The sequence below is a fragment of the Microbacterium gallinarum genome, from assembly GCF_014837165.1.
GTDB lineage: Bacteria > Actinomycetota > Actinomycetes > Actinomycetales > Microbacteriaceae > Microbacterium > Microbacterium gallinarum.
In genome coordinates, this window is sequence record NZ_JACSPM010000002.1 from 422844 (window position 1) to 440221 (window position 17378).

Consider the following 17378-nt stretch of genomic DNA (forward strand, 5'->3'; position numbering starts at 1 on the left):
CCGCTCTTCTGCTCTCAGCGCTCGATCCGGAACGGCGCCGCCGCCTGCGCGGTCTCGTCGACGGCGAGACGCGCGAGCACGCCGCCGACGGCCGGCGTGAACTTGAAGCCGTGGCCCGAGAACCCCGCCCCGACCACGATGCGGCCACGGCGGTCGAGCACGAAGTCCTCTGTGTCGGTCGAGGTGTACGTGCAGCTGATGGGCTGCGCGGATGCCCGATCGAGACCCGGGAACCAGTCCCGCACGTAGTCCTCGAGGCTCCGCGCGAGCTCGGGCGTCGGCTGGAAGGACCGGTCGTCGGGGTCGACGACCGGACCGACGTGGTGGAACCCCACCTTGACGCCTTCGCCGGGCGTCGGCATGCCGTAGGTCTGTCCCGGGTGCGGAGCGTGGCCGGCGGCTGCGTCCGATCCGCCGAGGAAATGGTTGAACGACGGCCACACGTCACCCGGGGAACGCGGCGCAAAGTGTGCGGGACTCTCCTCGGTGACGGTGAGGCGCGGGAGCGCGAAGCCCGCGGGCAGGAGGCGCCCTGTCCATGCCCCGGCGGTGACGACGACCACATCGGCACGCAGAAGGTAGCGCTCTCCGGCCGACTCGACGGTCACGGTCACGGTCACGCCGTCAGGGTCCTCCGCCACGTCGACGACCGTTTGCCCGAAGCGCACGTCGGCGCCGTGCGCCCGCGCCGTGTCTTCGAGTGCGCGCAGTGCGGCGTCGGCGCGCACGACCCCCGCATCCTCCGTCAGCAGCACGTCACCCGCGAACCGCATGCCCGCCCAGCGCTGCGCCGCCTCGGCCTCGGAGAGCAGCTCGGCCCGCTCGCCACGCGCCGTCAGCGCATGGTGCACGTGGGCGACGAGCGCGTCGTCGCCGTGTGTGACGAGGCCGTGCAGGCGCAGCAGCGGCTCGCCGGTAGCGCGGGCGAGGTCGTCCCAGCCGGTGCGCGCCAGGGCCAGCAGGTCGAGGTAGTGGTCCTCGCCGTAGGCGTTGTTGAAGTTGCGGGTGGCGCCGTGCGAGGCGCCGCGGGTGTGACCGCGCTCGAACTGCTCGAGGGCGATGACACCATGTCCGCCCCGCGCCAGCTGCCACGTGGTCGCCAGGCCCATCGCGCCGGCACCGATCACGACGAAGGGGATGCGCTCGCTCACACTCCCATCCTCCACGCCGTGAGCCGGCCGGCGAAACATCGCGTCGGTGACGAGACAGCGCCACACGCACGACGTCTCGTCGCAGGCACGAAGTCTCGCGGTGACGGACTGTGACACTCGCCCGAACGCGACCCGGTCGCTACCCTGATGCCGTGATCAGGCAGCGGCGTCACCCGGCGGCGACCCAGCGCACCACGCGTCTGGAGGCCTTCACCGACGGCGTCTTCGCCATCGCGGCCACGCTCCTCGTGCTCGATCTCACGACGCACTCGCTCGGCGAGGTGGAGTCCGACGGCGAGATGTGGGCGGCGCTCGGCGACATGTCGCTGCTGATCGTCAACTTCGCGCTCAGCTTCGTGCTGCTGTGCCTGCTGTGGATGGTTCACGTGCAGCAGTTCGAGCACGTCGCCCGCGTGGACGCCACGATGGTGTGGCTCAACAACGGACGACTGCTCTTCATCGTGCTCGTGCCGTTCGCGACCAATCTGACGACCGAGTACTCCGAGTTCCTCGCTGCGCGCCTGGCCATGCCCCTCACCTTTTTCCTCGCGATCCTCTTCGGCTGGCTGCAGTGGCAGTGGGCCGTCCGCAATCGCGAGGTGATGCTGCCGGACCTGAGCAGAGCGGATGCCGCCGCCTACGGCCGTGGCGCGCTCAGCGCCGTCATCATCGGCGCCCTCGTCGTCGTCACGGCGCCGTGGATCGGCTCGTGGGCTTTCCTGCTGTTCCTGCTGGACGGAGTGCTCACACGGCTGCTCCGGGGCAAGGACCCCGCCTGACGGCTCTCGACCTGGTCGGGAGCCCGGCGTATCGTCGGGGCCATGTGCCGGAACATCCACACTCTCCACAACTTCGAGCCCGCGGCGACGTCCGACGAGGTGCACGCCGCGGCACTCCAGTACGTCCGCAAGATCGCAGGCACGACGAAGCCGTCGAAGGCGAACCAGGAGGCGTTCGACCGCGCCGTGCACGAGATCGCCCACGTCACGCAGCACCTGCTCGACGACCTCGTCGCGGTCGCCCCGCCGAAGAACCGCGAGGTCGAGGCGGCGAAGGCGCGCGAGCGGGCCATCAAGTCGGGGCGGTACGCGGCGCCGGCCGCCTGAGGCGCGGCATCCGTCACTTCTCTCCACCCGGTCGTCGAGCAAGCGAAGCGAGACGAAACGCGCTGAGGTAATCTGATCGGCTCCCCTTCCCGCATCCAAGCGCCCGGGAGCAGACAGGGAACAACCGTGGGCTACATCGACATCGCCGCCGTCTCGTACGCGCTGCCCGACGGGCGGCCGCTGCTCGACGAGGTGTCTTTCCGGGTCGGCGAGGGCTCGACGACGGCGCTCATCGGCCAGAACGGCGCCGGCAAGACGACACTGCTGCGCATCGTGCGCGGCGAGACGCCGCCGCTGTCGGGCGTCGTCTCGATCGACGGCGGGCTCGGCGTCATGGACCAGTTCGTCGGTCACGGCGAGGCTGGGCAGACCGTGCACGACCTGCTCATCTCCGTCGCGCCCGACCGCGTGCGACGCGCGGCCCGCGAGCTCGAGGACTCCGAGGCCGCGATCATCGAGCACGACGACCTCGATACCCAGATGCGGTACGCGAGCGCTCTGGCCGACTATGCCGAGGCCGGCGGCTATGAGTACGAGACGGTGTGGGACACCTGCACGATCGCGGCGCTCGGCATCCCGTTCTCCCGCGCGCGCTTCCGCGAGCTGACCACGCTGTCGGGCGGGGAGCAGAAGCGGCTCGCGCTCGAGGCGCTCCTGCGCGGACCCGACCAGGTGCTCCTGCTCGACGAGCCCGACAACTACCTCGACGTGCCGGGCAAGCGCTGGCTCGAGGCGAGGCTGCGCGAGACGCCCAAGACCGTGCTGCTCGTGTCGCACGACCGCGAGCTGCTCGCTCGCGCGGCCGATCGCATCGTGACGCTCGAGGCGGGCGGCGCCGGCAGCACCGCGTGGGTGCACGGCGGTGGGTTCGGCACATACCACCGGGCGCGCGACGACCGGATGGCCCGCCTCGACGAGCTGCGCCGCCGGTGGGACGAGCAGCACGCGAAGCTCAAGGCGCTCGTGGCGACGCTCAAGGTGAAGGCGACGGCCAACGATTCCTTCACGTCGCGCTACCGGGCCGCCCAGACGCGACTGCGCAAGTTCGAAGAGGCCGGCCCGCCGCAGGAGCGCCCGCCCGAGCAGGACCTGGTGCTCCGACTGCGTGGCGCGCGTACCGGCCGGCGCGCAGTCGTGGCGGAGCAGCTCGAACTGACGGGTCTGATGAAGCCGTTCGACCTCGAGGTCTGGTTCGGCGACCGCGTCGCGGTGCTCGGCTCCAACGGCTCGGGCAAGTCGCACTTCCTGCGGCTGCTCGCTCGCGGTGGCAGCGACCCCGACGGACGCCTCGGCCACGTGACGACGACCGGTGCGGGACTTCCGGCCGTCGACCACACCGGCCGCGCGGTGCTCGGCGCCCGCGTGGTGCCCGGCTGGTTCGCCCAGACCCACCGGCATCCCGAGTTCACCGGCCGCACCCTGCTCGACATCCTCCACCGCGGTGAGGATGCCCGCGCAGGACTGCCGCGGGATGCCGCGAGCAGCGCCCTCGACCGGTACGGGCTCGTCGGCCAGGCCGAGCAGACGTTCGACAGCCTGTCGGGCGGGCAGCAGGCGCGGTTCCAGATCCTCCTGCTCGAGCTCTCCGGCGCCACGCTGCTGCTGCTGGATGAGCCGACCGACAACCTCGACCTCGTCTCGGCCGAAGCCCTGCAGGACGCCCTCGCCCGGTTCGAGGGCACGGTGCTCGCGGTGACGCACGACCGCTGGCTGGCGAAGTCGTTCGACCGGTTCCTCGTCTTCGGAGCCGATGGACGCGTGTTCGAGTCGGATGCGCCGGTCTGGGACGAGGCCCGCGTCGCCCGCGACCGCTGAGCGGGATGAGGCCGCGGGAACCCCGGCGGGTAGGCTGGGTGCGTGAGCATGGACATCGAACTCGGCCGCGCCAAGCGCGCACGCCGCGCGTACACGTTCGACGACATCGCGGTCGTGCCGTCGCGGCGCACCCGAAACCCCGAGGACGTCTCCACCACGTGGACGATCGACGCGTTCAGCTTCGACATCCCGGTGCTCGGCGCCCCCATGGACTCCGTCGTCAGCCCGCAGACCGCGATCATGCTCGGCCAGCTCGGCGGCCTCGGCGTCCTCGACCTCGAGGGCCTCTGGACCCGCTATGACGACCCTGCCCCGCTCCTCGCGGAGATCGCCGGGCTCGAGAAGGCTGCCGCGACCCGCCGCATGCAGGAGCTGTACTCCGAGCCGATCAAGCCCGAGCTCGTGCGCGACCGCCTCGCAGAGATCCGCGCCGCAGGCGTCACCGTCGCGGGCGCGCTCACGCCGCAGCGCACGCAGGAGCTCTACGAGACCGTCGTCGCCGCCGGTGTCGACCTCTTCGTGATCCGGGGCACCACGGTGTCGGCCGAGCACGTCTCGTCGGTCGACCAGCCACTGAACCTCAAGAAGTTCATCTACGACCTCGACGTCCCCGTGATCGTCGGCGGCGCCGCCACCTACACCGCAGCCCTCCACCTCATGCGCACCGGCGCGGCGGGCGTGCTCGTCGGGTTCGGCGGGGGCGCGGCATCCACCACTCGTGCGACCCTCGGGCTGCACGCGCCGATGGCGACCGCGGTCGCCGACGTCGCCGGCGCGCGCCGCGACTACCTCGACGAGTCGGGCGGCCGGTACGTGCATGTCATCGCCGACGGCGGCGTGGGGACCTCGGGCGACATCGTCAAGGCGCTCGCAATGGGCGCTGACGCCGTCATGCTCGGTGTCGCGCTGGCGCGGGCGACGGATGCCCCGGGCAAGGGCTTCCACTGGGGGCCCGAGGCTCACCACTCCAAGCTGCCGCGCGGCCGCCGCGTGAAGGTCGACCAGGTCGCCTCGCTCGAGGAGATCCTGTACGGCCCCGCACCCGTCGCCGACGGCACCGCGAACCTCATCGGGGCGCTGCGCAAGTCCATGGCCACGACCGGCTACTCCGACCTCAAGGAGTTCCAGCGGGTCGAGGTCGTCGTGGCGCCCTACAGCACGCGGTGACCGAGACCGATCCCGGGTCGTCGAGCGAGAGCAACGCGACGGACCAGCCCGAACCCTCGAGCGACGGCATGTCGGGCGCCGCGCAGTCCGAGGGTGTGCCGGCCGCGGCATCCGTTCCCGATGTCTTCCCGCCGACCCTGCGCGAGGTCATGCTGCGTCCGCAGTGGATCGGGATGCTGCTGCTCTGCCTCGTCGTCGCGGGTGTGTTCGCGTGGCTCGGCCAGTGGCAGCTGAGTCGAGCGATCGACACCGACCCTCCGCCCGCCGGCGCGACCGAGGTGGTCCGCCCGATCGCCGAAGTCGCCGGGCCTGGCGAGTACCTGCCCGAGCCGCTGGTCGGCCAGCGCGTGAGCGTCGACGGGTTCTGGCTGCCGGGGAACTTCCTCATCGTGTCGTCGCGCTTCAACGACGACGTCGAGGGCTACTGGGTCACCGGGCAGCTGCGGCTCGCGGGAACCGACGAGCCGACCTCGCTCGCTGTGGCGCTCGGCTGGGCGCCCACGCTCGACGAGGCGCAAGACGCCGTCCGCATACTCGATGCGGTCACCTCGTCCCCCGTCAAGACGCCCGAGACGGTGACCGGGCGCCTCATCTCGGACGAGGGGCCCGTGCCGCCGGCCGCCGACGTCGACCCGCAGACGATGACCCGCATGTCGCCGGCCGCGTTGCTCGGGCAGTGGACCGACGTCGAGGGCGTGGACGTGTACCGCCCGTACCTGGCGTCGGAGAAGGCTCCCGCGCCGCTCGTCGCCATCGCATCCCCCGCGCCGGACGAGTCATCGAACGTCAATTGGCTCAACATCTTCTACGCCGTGGAGTGGGCGATCTTCGCGGGCTTCGCGTTCTACCTCTGGTACCGCCTCGCGAAGGACGCGTGGGAGAAGGAACTCGAGGACTTCGAGGACGAACAGGACGAAGCGGATGCCGCGGCGTCGGCCGTCTGAGGTCGGCTCCGCCCCTTCATTCCAGGACGCTCGCGCCCGGTGACGGCGCCGTCGTGTCGAGATGGTTCTCGGCGAGCGCGAGCACACTCCATACGGTGTCGTCCGTCGCTGTGAACTCGTACGCCGGGGCGAGGTACTGCTGCCCGTCCTCGCCCGCCAGGAGCGCCAGCCCGAGCCGTGCCGAGACGATCTCGTGCTCCACGATCGACCACGGGACGGCAGATCCCGCGGCGGGAGCTCGGGGCGGCGCTGTCGGCTCGGCGGTATCGGTCGTCCGCGGAGGGTGATCCGGCCACGCGACGAGTTGCGGTGCGTACGCAGGGTCATTGAGCCGTGCCGCCGCCGCCGCCGGACTGACGATCGAGTAGTCGCCCAGCGAGAAGACCTGTCCGGTCGGGCCGGACGCGGACAGGATCCCTTCGGACGAGACCTCTATGTGTGCGGCGATCTCTGTCACATTCCCCTCGACCACTCTCGCCGCGGTCACCATTACGGTGTGGCCCGATGCGTCCGTCGTCGTCGTGATCTTCGCCGACTCCTCCGTGAAGCCGATCGCGTTCAAGAAAGCGGCGGTGGACTCGTGCACCAGTTCGTCGCCGGGTAACGGCGTCTCGGCCATGCAGCGGATCATCTCCTGGCCGAACGCCCAGGTTCCGTCTCCGTCGACCTTGTCACGTCCATGCAGTGCGGTGGCCTTCTCCTCACACGAGGTGACCGGGTGCGGGACACCGCTGCTGTACGACGCATCGCCCATCCACGCAGAGACCGTGAAAGAGGCGCCCGGGGAGTCGCCGACGACCCACCCTCCGCCTGCCTCGGGCTGCAGAGCGCGCACGTCGCCGTCGACGCCAAGCGCCGTCGCCATGCGGGCGGTGTCTTCGGCGGAGAATTGGGCGCCCGCGTCCACGGCGTACACGTTCGCGCGGCCGGCAACCTCTTCGAACGCGGGCACGATGAAGCGCTGCCCGTCCGGGCGCATGCCTCCCACGGGGAAGATGAGCGGCTCGATGCCGGGGGTCACCACCGCCTCACCACCCGTCGTCACCCCCGATTGCAGTTCGCCGTCCGCGCCACCGTCGAGCCCCACCGGCGCCGCGGGGTCCTCCGGCGTCCCGGTCGCGACGGCGAGCGGCGATGGTGCCGGGCTCAGACCGATCGCACCCGTGCCCCAGGCGTAGCCGGCCCCGAGCGCGAGGAGAACCGACGTGCCGGCCGCGATCGGAGCGAGCCAGCGCGACCGCGACCGGCGCCGTGCCTGGGCGGTGTCCGCCTCGGCCACGACCAGCGAAGCAACCCGATCGCGCAGTGCCTGCGGTGCCGTTGCCTCCCCGGCAGGATCCGCCGCGCGCAGCGCACGAAGCTCGTCATCGGTGAAGTCGTCCATTCTGCGCCTCGTCTCGTCGCGGCATCCCTCACCTGATCTGTGTCAGAACGAGCCGTCATCTTGCATCGATGGCTCCCACACGGCGCGCAGCCGCGAACGCGCACGCGAGAGCGCGGCCTGAGCGCCCGACCGGGAGATGCCGAGTGCGTCCGCGAGCTCGTTGCCGTCGAGCCCCTCCCACGCGTGGAGAAGGAGGATCTCGCGATCGCGCTCCGAGAGACGCGCGAGCGCTCGGGTGATCTCGTCGACGTCGGCGATCCGCTGAGCGTGGTCGTCGTCCAGCGGTGCGTCCGGGAGGGAGGAAGGGATGCTCTGCATCCGTCGTCGATGATTGGCCAGCACGTATCCCGCGGTGCGGTATAGCCACGGAAGGATCGCCTCTCCGGGGATGTCCTCACGGCGGCGCCAGGCTGTCGCGAAGACCTCGGCGGTCAGGTCGTCAGCATCGCGACGCGCCGCGCGGCGGAGGAAGTAGCGGAAGACCGCGTCGAGGTGCGCGGCGACCTCGGACGTGAACCACGCCCCGTCCGCTCGGTGGTCCATCGACGCTCCTTCGCGCGGCCGACGTACCGCTCAGTGAGGATGTGTCGGATGTGGGCCGATTCTTGCACGGCCGTCCACGGGCATCCGGCGCCGCAATGCCGGACGGCGCCCCGGAATCACGCGGGTAGACTGGGCGCATGCCCCGCCCCCCGAAGCTCGCTACCTTTCCGGCGATCCGCGGAGCCCTGAAGTTCTACCAGATCTGCTCGGTCATCACCGGCACGATGCTGCTCCTGCTGGTCGGCGAGATGGTCATGAAGTACGCATTCAACCTCGAGCTCTTCCTCGGCGGATCCGGCGGCTTCCTCTGGTGGGCGCCCGTGGTCGAAGGGCCCGACGGGTCGGAGTCGACCGGCGACGGGTTCAACCTCTCACTCGGCATCCTCGTCGCCCACGGCTGGTTCTACGTCGTCTACCTCATCTCCTGCTTCCGCGTGTGGAGCCTGATGCGCTGGAACCTCCTGCGCCTGGGCATGCTCGCGGCCGGCGGTGTCGTGCCCCTGCTCTCCTTCTTCATGGAGGCGCGCGTCGCACGCGACGTCAAGCAGTACCTCACCGAGCGCGAGCAGGCCGAACTGCACTCCGGCGCCGAGCACTCCACCCTCACCCACGCGATCCCCACGGAGAACCAGCGTTGACCGAGCAGACCGAAACCTCCCAGCGTCCCGTCCTGGTCGTCGACTTCGGGGCGCAGTACGCCCAGCTCATCGCACGCCGCGTGCGTGAGGCCGGCGTGTACAGCGAGATCGTCCCGCACACGGCGTCGGCCGACGAGATCGCGGCGAAGAACCCGGTGGGCATCATCCTCTCCGGCGGACCCTCGTCGGTGTACGAAGACGGCGCCCCCTCGCTCGACTCGGGCGTGTTCGACCTCGGCGTTCCGACGCTCGGCATCTGCTACGGCTTCCAGGTCATGGCCCAGGCACTCGGCGGTGAGGTCGCGAACACCGGCCTGCGCGAGTACGGAGCGACGGATGCCGCGGTCACAGGCGACGGCGGGGTGCTGCTCGGCGGCCAGCCCGTCGACCAGAACGTGTGGATGAGCCACGGCGACCAGGTGTCGCGCGCACCCGAGGGCTTCGACGTGCTCGCCTCGACGTCCGCGACCCCGGTCGCGGCATTCGGCAGCGACGAGAAGCGCCTGTACGGCGTGCAGTGGCACCCCGAGGTGAAGCACTCCGACCACGGCCAGCAGGTCATCGAGAACTTCCTTCACAAGGCCGCGGGGCTTCCGGCCGACTGGAACAGCGGCAACGTCATCGCCGAGCAGGTCGAGCGCATCCGGGCGCAGATCGGCTCGGGCCGTGTGATCTCCGCGCTGTCGGGCGGCGTCGACTCCGCCGTCTCGACCGCACTCGTGCACAAGGCCGTCGGCGACCAGCTGACCGCGATCTTCGTCGATCACGGGCTGCTGCGGAAGGGCGAGCGCGAGCAGGTCGAGAACGACTACGTCGCGTCGACCGGTGTCCGCCTCATCACGATCGACGCGCGTGAGCAGTTCCTCAACGCCCTCGAGGGCGTCAGCGATCCCGAGCAGAAGCGCAAGATCATCGGACGCGAATTCATCCGCGCGTTCGAGGCCGCCGAGCGCGAGCTCGTCGCCGAGGCGGCCGCCGACGGCGAGCCGATCCGCTTCCTCGTGCAGGGCACGCTGTACCCCGACGTCGTGGAGTCGGGCGGCGGCGCCGGCACGGCGAACATCAAATCGCACCACAACGTCGGCGGACTGCCCGAAGACCTCCAGTTCGAGCTCGTCGAGCCCCTGCGCACCCTGTTCAAGGACGAGGTGCGGGCGATCGGCCGCGAGCTCGGCCTTCCCGAGGCGATCGTCGCCCGCCAGCCGTTTCCGGGCCCCGGCCTCGGCATCCGGATCGTCGGTGAGGTCACCGCTGACCGCCTCGAGATTCTGCGTGACGCCGACGCCATCGCGCGCGAGGAGCTGACCAGGGCCGGCCTCGACGGCGAGATCTGGCAGTGCCCGGTCGTGCTGCTGGCCGACGTGCGCTCGGTCGGCGTGCAGGGCGACGGCCGCACCTACGGCCACCCCATCGTGCTGCGCCCCGTCTCAAGCGAAGACGCGATGACCGCCGACTGGACACGGCTGCCCTACGACGTCCTCTCGAAGATCTCCAACCGCATCACGAACGAGGTGCGCGAGGTGAACCGCGTGGTGCTCGACGTGACGTCGAAGCCCCCGGGGACCATCGAGTGGGAGTGACCGGCGTCGCCGGCCTGCCCGACGCCGAGTACCTGCTGCTGACCAGCCGCGTGGCGCTCGGACTCGACGGCGGGTTCGCGGTGGCCGTTCCGACGCGCCGGCGCCTGCTGGTCTCGGCCGGGGCGGTCGACCCGCTGCTGCTGAGCGTGGACGGCGCAGCGCCCGACGTGCACGAGGCGCAGCGGCGCGCGTTCCTGGATGCCGGCCTGCTCGAGCGAGTCGATGCCGCTCGAAACCTCTTCGACGACCTCGCCGCCGACCCCACGTGGCTCTTCGCGGCGGGCGAGCCGGTGACCGCCGAGCACGCCGATCCCGCGACAGCCGGGTGGACGGGCATCGAGCATCGCGAGATAGTGGATGCCGCGGGCCGACCCGTCGTGTCGCTCCCGGTCCTGCGCGACAACCCCGAGTGGCACCTGTCCGACGCCCCCGTCATCGTGCACGCGCCCGGAGGCGATCGCGTGCTCCGCGGATTCCGCCGTCTGTACACGACGTGGCTCACGCACCTCGCCGACGAGCGGCGTGCGGACGCCGCCGCCCCGGACCGGCTGCTCGTCGTCGTCGTCGAGTCGCGCCAGATCGGCGAGGCGCTCGCCGACTGGGACGATCCCCGCGTGCGGCTCGTCCACACCGTGCACAACTCGCACCTCCCGGACCCGTACGACGACCCCGGCGCTCCGGTCACCGGCATGTGGCGGCGCTGGCTCGCCACGCTGGACCGCTACGACGCCGTGCTGTGGCCCACCGCCGCCCAGCGTGACGAAGTGGCCGCGCGGTTCGGCGACCCCGGCACGTTCCACGTCGTGCCCAACACCATCGATCTCGGCGCCGAGCCTCCCGCGCTGGAGTCGCGCGACCCGCGCCTCGTCGTCATGCTCAACCGCCTCGCCCCGCAGAAGCGCGTCGACGTCGCGATCCGCGCATGGCAGCGCGTCGTCAGGGAAGAGCCGGAGGCTCGCCTGGACATCTACGGCGACGGTCCGCTGCGGGAGGAGCTGCAGCGGCTCATCGATGAGCTCGGGATCGCGGCATCCGTCACCCTCCACGGCGCCACTGCCGAGCGCGACGCGATCTTCGACCGTGCCGCGCTGTTCGTCACCTCCACCGCCTTCGAAGGGCAGGGGCTGTCGATCGCCGAAGCGCTCGCACGAGGGCTTCCCGTGGTGTCGACCGACGCCCGCTACGGGCCGCGCGAGGCGACCGACGGCGCGGGCGTGCTCGTACCGCCGGGCGACATCGACGCGCTCGCCGACGCCGTCATCGGCTTGCTGCGCGACGACCGGCGCCGCGCCGACCTGTCGCGCCGCGCCCGTGCGGCCGCCGCCCGCTTCACGCCCGACGCCGTGCGCCCGGCGCTGGTGGCTGCGATGCGCGCGGCTGTCGACAGCCCTTCCCGCCGCGCCCGCTGACGGCGCGTCTCTTCTTGACCGCGCGTCTCCCCGGGCTCGACGTCTCTCCGCGCTCCGCCGCCTGTGCTGACCTGTCACGACACGCCGCCCAGCCCGGCTACTCGTGACAGGGGAACCCGTGCCACCGCCGCACCGGGGACGGGAAAGGGCCCCGGATCGCTCCGGGGCCCTTTCGCGTTATGGGATCGACTCAGCCGATGCGCGTGAAGTTGTTGTCCGCGCCGTACTCGAAGACGCCGACGGTGGCCTGGGTCGGGTCACCGTTCTCATCGAACGTGATCGGGCCCGAGAAGCCGTCGTAGTCGGCCACGCCGCCACCGAGGATGATCTCGGCGCAGTCGGCGTAGTTGTCGCACTTCTCACCCTCACCGGAACCGCCAGAGACCTCCTGGAGCTTGCCGGCGATGTCGGCGGGGTCCGTCGAGTTCGCGGCGAGCGAGGCGAGCGCGAGCAGGACGACCGCGTCGTACGACTCGTTGGCGTACGAGAAGTCGGTCAGCTCGCTGTTGCCCTCACCCGTCCACCACTCGTTGAGGCGGTCCTGGAAGGTGGTGTCAGCCTCGAGCGGGCCGGCGGGCGTGGTGCCCTTCGCGCCTTCCATGCTGATGTCGGCCGGCCACTTGGCGTCGGCACCGAAGTTCTTCAGGTTGCCGTCGACGAGGTACAGCTGGTCGGCGGGGTAACCCGCGGACAGCAGCGCCGGGCCGATGGTGAAGATCTCGTCGAACGTGATCAGCACGATGGCGTCGGGGTTCGAGGCCATCAGCGCGCTGATCTGCGCGTCGAACGAGGTGTCGCCGGTGTTGTAGGACTGCTCCTCGACGATCGTGCCGCCGGCGCCCGTGAAGGTCTCCTGGAAGACCGCGTTGAGGCCGGTGCCGTACGAGTCGTTGAGGTACAGGACCGCGACGTTCTCGTGGCCGTCCTCGGCCACGACGTTGCCGAGCACCTCGCCCTGGAGGGTGTCGGACGGAGCCGTGCGCCAGTAGAGGCCGTCGTCGTCCCACGAGGTGAAGTCGAGCGACGTGTTGGCCGGCGAGAAGACGATCATGCCCGAGGCGACGGCGTCGTCGAGGAAGAGCTTCGTCACGCCCGACGACGCGGCGCCGATCGCGGCAGAGACGCCCTCGGAGATCAGGGTCTGGATGGTGGTCGCGTACGCCTTGTTGTCGGTGTCGCCGGAGTCACCCCAGACGATGTCGTCGATCGTGAGGCCCGTGTCGCCCGACGCTTCGTTGACGTCTGCGGCGGCGAGACCGACACCGGCCTCCTCGGGCGGGCCGAGGAACGACAGGTTGCCCGTCTGGGGCAGGATCGTGCCGATCTTGAGGGTGAGGTCGCGCTCCTCGGTGGGAGGGGCGCTGGTCTCTCCTCCTCCGGTTCCGCCACCGGCGCAGCCGGCGAGGACGAGGGCGCTGGCGCCGGCGAGCGCAACAACGCCTGCGAGGGCGGACTTGCGCGAGCGGGTGAAGACGCTCATGTTGCTCCTTGCTGTGGATGAACGACGGGAAGGCTCGGGGGCCGACCCAGTGTCCCTAACCTAACCATCCGAAGCGCCCCGCAATGTTGCCATTCGTTAACGATGTGTAACGCATTGTGGATGCCGGACGCGATGCGATAACGAAGTGAAAACGCTCGGACCGACCCGGGATACCCCTCACCGGTATAAGCTGGACCGAGTTGTACCCCTGAGGGGTATTCCGTTCCGCATTCTGAAAGGCATTCGAAGATGACTCAGACGACCGAGTACACCGTCACCGGCATGACCTGCGGCCACTGCGAGTCAGCTGTGCGCACCGAGGTGTCGAAGATCGCCGGCGTCGAGACGGTCGCGGTCGACGCCGCGTCGGGCAGCCTCGTGATCGGCTCCACCGCCCCGCTCTCCGATGTCGACGTGCTCGCCGCCGTCGATGAGGCCGGCTATGAGGCGGCGCGCGCCTGATGACCTCCGCAGCGCTGCCCCCGGCGGGTGCGCGCATCGAGCTCGAGATCGGCGGGATGACCTGCGCGTCCTGCGCCTCCCGGATCGAGAAGCGGCTGAACCGCCTCGAGGGGGTCGAGGCATCCGTCAACTACGCCACGGAGAAGGCCACGGTGAGCGGCCCCGCCACGCTCGATCCGCAGACCCTCATCGAGGAGGTCGAGAAGACCGGCTACACCGCCGTGCTCCCGGCTCCCCCCGCGTCCGCTGAGGACGATCACGATCACGACCTGCCCGACACCGAGCTGGTGAGCCTGCGCCAGCGGCTCATCGGGTCGATCGTGCTCGCCGTGCCGGTCATCCTGCTCTCGATGATCCCCGCCCTCCAGTTCACGTACTGGCAGTGGGCCTCGCTCGCGCTGGCAGCACCCGTCGTCGTCTGGGGCGCCTGGCCGTTCCACCGTGCGGCGTGGATCAACCTCCGGCACGGCGCCGCGACGATGGACACGCTCATCTCGCTGGGGGTGTCGGCCGCGTTCCTGTGGTCGCTCTACGCGCTGTTCTTCGGTCATGCCGGCATGCCCGGCATGACCCACGCGTTCGAGTGGACGGTCCAGCCCGGCGACGGTGCGGGTGACATCTACCTGGAGGTCGCGGCAGGCGTCACGATGTTCGTCCTGGCCGGGCGCTACTTCGAGGTGCGCTCGAAGCGCCGCGCCGGTGCCGCCCTGCGCGCCCTGCTCGAGATCGGCGCGAAAGATGTCGCGGTGCTCCGCCGACGCGCCGACGGCACCGTCTCGGAAGCCCGCATCCCGATCGCCGACCTTCGCGTCGGCGAGGAGTTCGTCGTGCGCCCGGGCGAGAAGATCGCGACCGACGGCGTCATCGTGTCGGGGACGTCCGCCGTCGACGCCTCGATGGTCACGGGTGAGTCGGTTCCAGTCGAGGTGGGCCCCGACGACGCGGTGGTCGGCGCGACCGTGAACGCCGGCGGACGCCTGGTCGTCCGTGCGACACGCGTCGGCGACGACACTCAACTCGCGCAGATGGCGCGGCTGGTCGAGCAGGCGCAGTCGGGCAAGGCGGAGGTGCAGCGCCTCGCCGATCGCATCTCGGGGATCTTCGTGCCGATCGTGCTGCTGATCGCGATCGCGACGCTCGTCACCTGGCTCGCACTGGGCTACGACGCCGCCATGGCCTTCACGGCTGCCGTCGCGGTGCTGATCATCGCGTGCCCGTGCGCACTCGGCCTCGCGACCCCCACTGCCCTGCTCGTCGGCACCGGGCGCGGCGCACAGCTCGGCATCCTCATCAAGGGTCCCGAGGTGCTCGAGTCGACCCGCACCGTCGACACCGTCGTGCTCGACAAGACCGGCACCGTCACGAAGGGTCGCATGGCGCTCGTCGACGTGGCCGTCGCAGAAGGCGTCGACCGGGCCGAGATCCTGCGGGTGGCCGGAGCCCTCGAGGATGCCTCCGAGCATCCGATCGCCCAGGCCATCGCCCGCGACGCGCGCACCGAAGCGGGCGACCTCCCCGCCGTCGAGTCGTTCCAGAGCGTTCCCGGCAAGGGAGTGACGGGGGTCGTCGACGGGCGCGCGGTCATCGTCGGGCGCGAGGCTCTGCTCGCCGACTGGGCGCTGAAGCTGCCGGTCGAAATAGCTGCGGCGAAACGTGCGGCAGAGGCGGCCGGACGCACCGCAGTGCTCGTCGCCTGGGATGCCGAGGTGCACGGCGTGCTCGTCGTGGCCGACGAGGTGAAGCCGACCAGTCGGGAAGCCGTCTCACAGCTGCGTGCGCTCGGACTGCGCACGGTGCTGCTCACCGGAGACAACGCCGCCGTCGCCCGCTCGGTGGCCGACGAGGTCGGCATCGACCAGGTGATCGCCGAGGTGCTGCCCCACGACAAGGTGGCCGTCGTCACACAGCTGCAGGGCGAGGGGCGCGTCGTCGCGATGGTCGGCGACGGCGTGAACGACGCCGCCGCCCTCGCTCAGGCCGACCTCGGGCTGGCCATGGGCACGGGGACGGATGCCGCGATCGAGGCGTCCGACCTCACACTCGTGCGCGGCGACCTGCGCAGCGCCGCCGACGCGATCCGCCTGTCACGCGCGACGCTCGGCACGATCAAGGTCAACCTGTTCTGGGCGTTCGCCTACAACGTGGCGGCGATTCCGCTGGCCGCGCTGGGACTCCTCAACCCGATGATCGCCGGCGGGGCGATGGCGCTGTCCAGCGTGTTCGTCGTCGGCAACAGCCTGCGGCTGCGGTCCTTCCGCAGCCGGGCGAGTGCCGCCGCGGCATCCGCTCCCCTCGACCCCGCCCGACCTGCCCCGCACCCGGAGGTGCACCGTGAACACCACGCCTGACATGATCGAGACCGTCGCCGATGCCGACCACGCGCACCACGGCTACATCACGGACAAAGACAAGTACCTCAACCGTCTGCGTCGCATCGAGGGCCAGGCCCGCGGCATCCACAAGATGGTGGAGGACGAGAAGTACTGCATCGACATCCTCACGCAGATCAGCGCCCTGACGAGCGCGCTCGAGGCGGTGGCCGTCGGCCTGCTCGATGACCATCTGCGCCACTGCGTGGTGGATGCCGCACGGTTGGGCGGCGCCGAAGCCGACGCCAAGATCACCGAGGCCACCCAGGCGATCGCGCGCCTGGTCCGCTGAGCCCGACCGGCTCGCCACCATCGGGCCGGGCGGTCAGCGCGCTGCGCGCACGCGGCGTGCGTGGAGCACGGAGTCGACCGTCAGGATGATCAGCGCCAGCCATACGAGCCCGAAGCCGATCCAGCGCTCGAGCGGCATGGGCTCACCGAGCACGAGCCAGCCCGTCAGGAACTGCATCACCGGCGCGACGAACTGCAGCAGGCCGATCGTGGTGAGAGAGACGCGCCGGGCGCCGGCCGCGAACAGCAGCAGCGGCACGGCGGTGACGACGCCCGTGAGGCTGAGCAGCACGGCGTGCTCCCAGCCGTACGCGCCCATGGTGAGGCCGCCGGTGACGCCGACGTTCACGAGGATCACGGCGGCCACCGGCGTGAGCCACAGCGTCTCGAGGGTGAGCCCGCTCACCGCATCGACGGACGGGCCGACTTTCTTCTTCACGAGCCCGTAGGTGCCGAAGGATGCCGCGAGCACGAGAGCGATCCACGGGAAGGATCCGTAGCCGAGCACGATGACCAGCACGGCACCAGCGGCGATGCCGATCGCCACCCACTGGGTGGGGCGGAGTCGCTCCCGCAGCACGAGCACCGCCAGCAGGACCGTGGCGATCGGGTTGATGAAGTATCCGAGGCTGGTCTCGATCACGTGCCCGGTCAGGGCGCCGTAGATGAACACCTGCCAGTTGACGTAGATCAGGGCGCCGGCCAGCGCCGTCAGTCCGAGCAGCCGGGGCTGCCGCATGATGGCGACGAGGCGGGGCCATGTGCGCGTCACCGTGAGCAGCAGCGCGCAGAAGACGAGCGAGAGCAGGATGCGCCAGGCGACGAGCTCCCACGGCCCGGTGGGCGCGAGGAGCAGGAAGTACAGGGGCAGGAAGCCCCACAGTGCGTACGCGCTCAGTGCGTAGGCGCCGCCGAGCGTGCGCTCGCGGGCCTCGGCGGCGATGCGGACGCCGCGGCTGCTGGTCGTGACACCGAGATCGAGCGCGGTCGAATCGTCGAGCGGCTCCGCCACGTCGCGACCGGACGGGGACGACGACTC

16 protein-coding genes are annotated in these 17378 nt (G+C 70.7%); 11 read left to right on the forward strand and 5 right to left on the reverse strand.

Annotation, left to right across the window (positions count from 1 at the left end; all coding sequences use genetic code 11):
* Nucleotides 1-14: 14 nt before the first annotated feature.
* A complete protein-coding gene (locus H9622_RS08890; RefSeq protein WP_191766025.1) occupies nucleotides 15-1151 on the reverse strand; it encodes an FAD-dependent oxidoreductase in 1137 nt (378 codons plus the stop codon).
* Between the two features lie 152 nt (nucleotides 1152-1303).
* Between H9622_RS08890 and H9622_RS08895 the strand changes: the two genes are divergently transcribed.
* The 5 genes from H9622_RS08895 (at nucleotide 1304) to H9622_RS08915 (ending at nucleotide 6183) form a co-directional block, all read left to right on the forward strand.
* Nucleotides 1304-1930 carry a TMEM175 family protein gene (locus H9622_RS08895; RefSeq protein WP_191766026.1) on the forward strand — a complete coding sequence of 209 codons (627 nt, stop codon included), beginning with the start codon at nucleotides 1304-1306 and terminating at the stop codon, nucleotides 1928-1930.
* A 42-nt stretch (nucleotides 1931-1972) separates the two neighbouring features.
* Nucleotides 1973-2257 carry a DUF2277 domain-containing protein gene (locus H9622_RS08900; RefSeq protein WP_191766027.1) on the forward strand — a complete coding sequence of 95 codons (285 nt, stop codon included), beginning with the start codon at nucleotides 1973-1975 and terminating at the stop codon, nucleotides 2255-2257.
* Nucleotides 2258-2383: 126 nt separating this feature from the next.
* Nucleotides 2384-4072: an ABC-F family ATP-binding cassette domain-containing protein gene (locus H9622_RS08905; RefSeq protein ID WP_191766028.1), complete on the forward strand. Its 1689-nt coding sequence runs from the start codon at nucleotides 2384-2386 to the stop codon at nucleotides 4070-4072.
* 48 nt (nucleotides 4073-4120) lie between these two features.
* A complete protein-coding gene (locus H9622_RS08910; RefSeq protein ID WP_191766148.1) occupies nucleotides 4121-5239 on the forward strand; it encodes a GuaB3 family IMP dehydrogenase-related protein in 1119 nt (372 codons plus the stop codon).
* 149 nt (nucleotides 5240-5388) lie between these two features.
* Entirely contained in the window at nucleotides 5389-6183 is a 795-nt protein-coding gene (locus tag H9622_RS08915) for an SURF1 family protein (protein WP_191766149.1), read from the forward strand.
* Nucleotides 6184-6199: 16 nt separating this feature from the next.
* On the opposite strand, the gene H9622_RS08920 is transcribed toward H9622_RS08915, so the two are convergent.
* Nucleotides 6200-7567 (reverse strand): hypothetical protein, encoded by a 1368-nt coding sequence (locus H9622_RS08920; protein ID WP_191766029.1) that lies wholly within the window; start codon nucleotides 7565-7567, stop codon nucleotides 6200-6202.
* A gap of 42 nt (nucleotides 7568-7609) precedes the next feature.
* A complete protein-coding gene (locus H9622_RS08925; RefSeq protein WP_191766030.1) occupies nucleotides 7610-8110 on the reverse strand; it encodes an RNA polymerase sigma factor in 501 nt (166 codons plus the stop codon).
* A gap of 137 nt (nucleotides 8111-8247) precedes the next feature.
* Here H9622_RS08925 and H9622_RS08930 point away from each other — a divergent pair, with 137 nt between their 5' ends.
* The 3 genes from H9622_RS08930 to H9622_RS08940 are packed head-to-tail and all read left to right on the forward strand — an operon-like array spanning nucleotide 8248 to nucleotide 11737.
* A complete protein-coding gene (locus H9622_RS08930; protein ID WP_191766031.1) occupies nucleotides 8248-8748 on the forward strand; it encodes a DUF3817 domain-containing protein in 501 nt (166 codons plus the stop codon).
* Complete coding sequence (gene guaA, locus H9622_RS08935) at nucleotides 8745-10328, forward strand: glutamine-hydrolyzing GMP synthase (RefSeq protein ID WP_191766032.1); 1584 nt, start codon at nucleotides 8745-8747, stop codon at nucleotides 10326-10328. Before H9622_RS08930 ends, guaA begins: the two co-directional genes overlap by 4 nt.
* Entirely contained in the window at nucleotides 10325-11737 is a 1413-nt protein-coding gene (locus H9622_RS08940; RefSeq protein ID WP_191766033.1) for a glycosyltransferase, read from the forward strand. Before guaA ends, H9622_RS08940 begins: the two co-directional genes overlap by 4 nt.
* 190 nt (nucleotides 11738-11927) lie before the next feature.
* Here the strand turns inward: H9622_RS08940 and H9622_RS08945 are convergent, their stop codons facing one another.
* Nucleotides 11928-13217, reverse strand: a complete 1290-nt coding sequence (locus H9622_RS08945; protein ID WP_191766034.1) for an ABC transporter substrate-binding protein — start codon at nucleotides 13215-13217, stop codon at nucleotides 11928-11930.
* 249 nt (nucleotides 13218-13466) lie between these two features.
* Between H9622_RS08945 and H9622_RS08950 the strand changes: the two genes are divergently transcribed.
* From H9622_RS08950 to H9622_RS08960, 3 genes are read left to right on the forward strand one after another with little or no spacing between them, the layout of a single operon-like run.
* A complete protein-coding gene (locus H9622_RS08950; RefSeq protein ID WP_191766035.1) occupies nucleotides 13467-13679 on the forward strand; it encodes a heavy-metal-associated domain-containing protein in 213 nt (70 codons plus the stop codon).
* On the forward strand, nucleotides 13679-16027 hold the full coding sequence (locus H9622_RS08955) for a heavy metal translocating P-type ATPase (RefSeq protein WP_191766036.1): 2349 nt from the start codon (nucleotides 13679-13681) through the stop codon (nucleotides 16025-16027). Before H9622_RS08950 ends, H9622_RS08955 begins: the two co-directional genes overlap by 1 nt.
* Nucleotide 16028: 1 nt before the next feature.
* On the forward strand, nucleotides 16029-16340 hold the full coding sequence (locus H9622_RS08960; protein WP_191766150.1) for a metal-sensitive transcriptional regulator: 312 nt from the start codon (nucleotides 16029-16031) through the stop codon (nucleotides 16338-16340).
* Nucleotides 16341-16373: 33 nt separating this feature from the next.
* Here the strand turns inward: H9622_RS08960 and rarD are convergent, their stop codons facing one another.
* Nucleotides 16374-17282, reverse strand: a complete 909-nt coding sequence (gene rarD / locus H9622_RS08965; protein ID WP_191766151.1) for an EamA family transporter RarD — start codon at nucleotides 17280-17282, stop codon at nucleotides 16374-16376.
* Nucleotides 17283-17378 lie beyond the last annotated feature (96 nt).

Coding starts and splice junctions, on each gene's coding strand:
- H9622_RS08900 (WP_191766027.1), top strand. CDS start 1,973: ATGTGCCGGAACATCCACACTCTCCACAACTTCGAGCCCGCGGCGACG.
- H9622_RS08910 (WP_191766148.1), top strand. CDS start 4,121: ATGGACATCGAACTCGGCCGCGCCAAGCGCGCACGCCGCGCGTACACG.
- H9622_RS08915 (WP_191766149.1), top strand. CDS start 5,389: ATGCTGCGTCCGCAGTGGATCGGGATGCTGCTGCTCTGCCTCGTCGTC.
- H9622_RS08920 (WP_191766029.1), bottom strand. CDS start 7,567: ATGGACGACTTCACCGATGACGAGCTTCGTGCGCTGCGCGCGGCGGAT.
- H9622_RS08925 (WP_191766030.1), bottom strand. CDS start 8,110: ATGGACCACCGAGCGGACGGGGCGTGGTTCACGTCCGAGGTCGCCGCG.
- H9622_RS08930 (WP_191766031.1), top strand. CDS start 8,248: ATGCCCCGCCCCCCGAAGCTCGCTACCTTTCCGGCGATCCGCGGAGCC.
- H9622_RS08945 (WP_191766034.1), bottom strand. CDS start 13,217: ATGAGCGTCTTCACCCGCTCGCGCAAGTCCGCCCTCGCAGGCGTTGTT.
- H9622_RS08950 (WP_191766035.1), top strand. CDS start 13,467: ATGACTCAGACGACCGAGTACACCGTCACCGGCATGACCTGCGGCCAC.
- H9622_RS08955 (WP_191766036.1), top strand. CDS start 13,679: ATGACCTCCGCAGCGCTGCCCCCGGCGGGTGCGCGCATCGAGCTCGAG.
- H9622_RS08960 (WP_191766150.1), top strand. CDS start 16,029: ATGATCGAGACCGTCGCCGATGCCGACCACGCGCACCACGGCTACATC.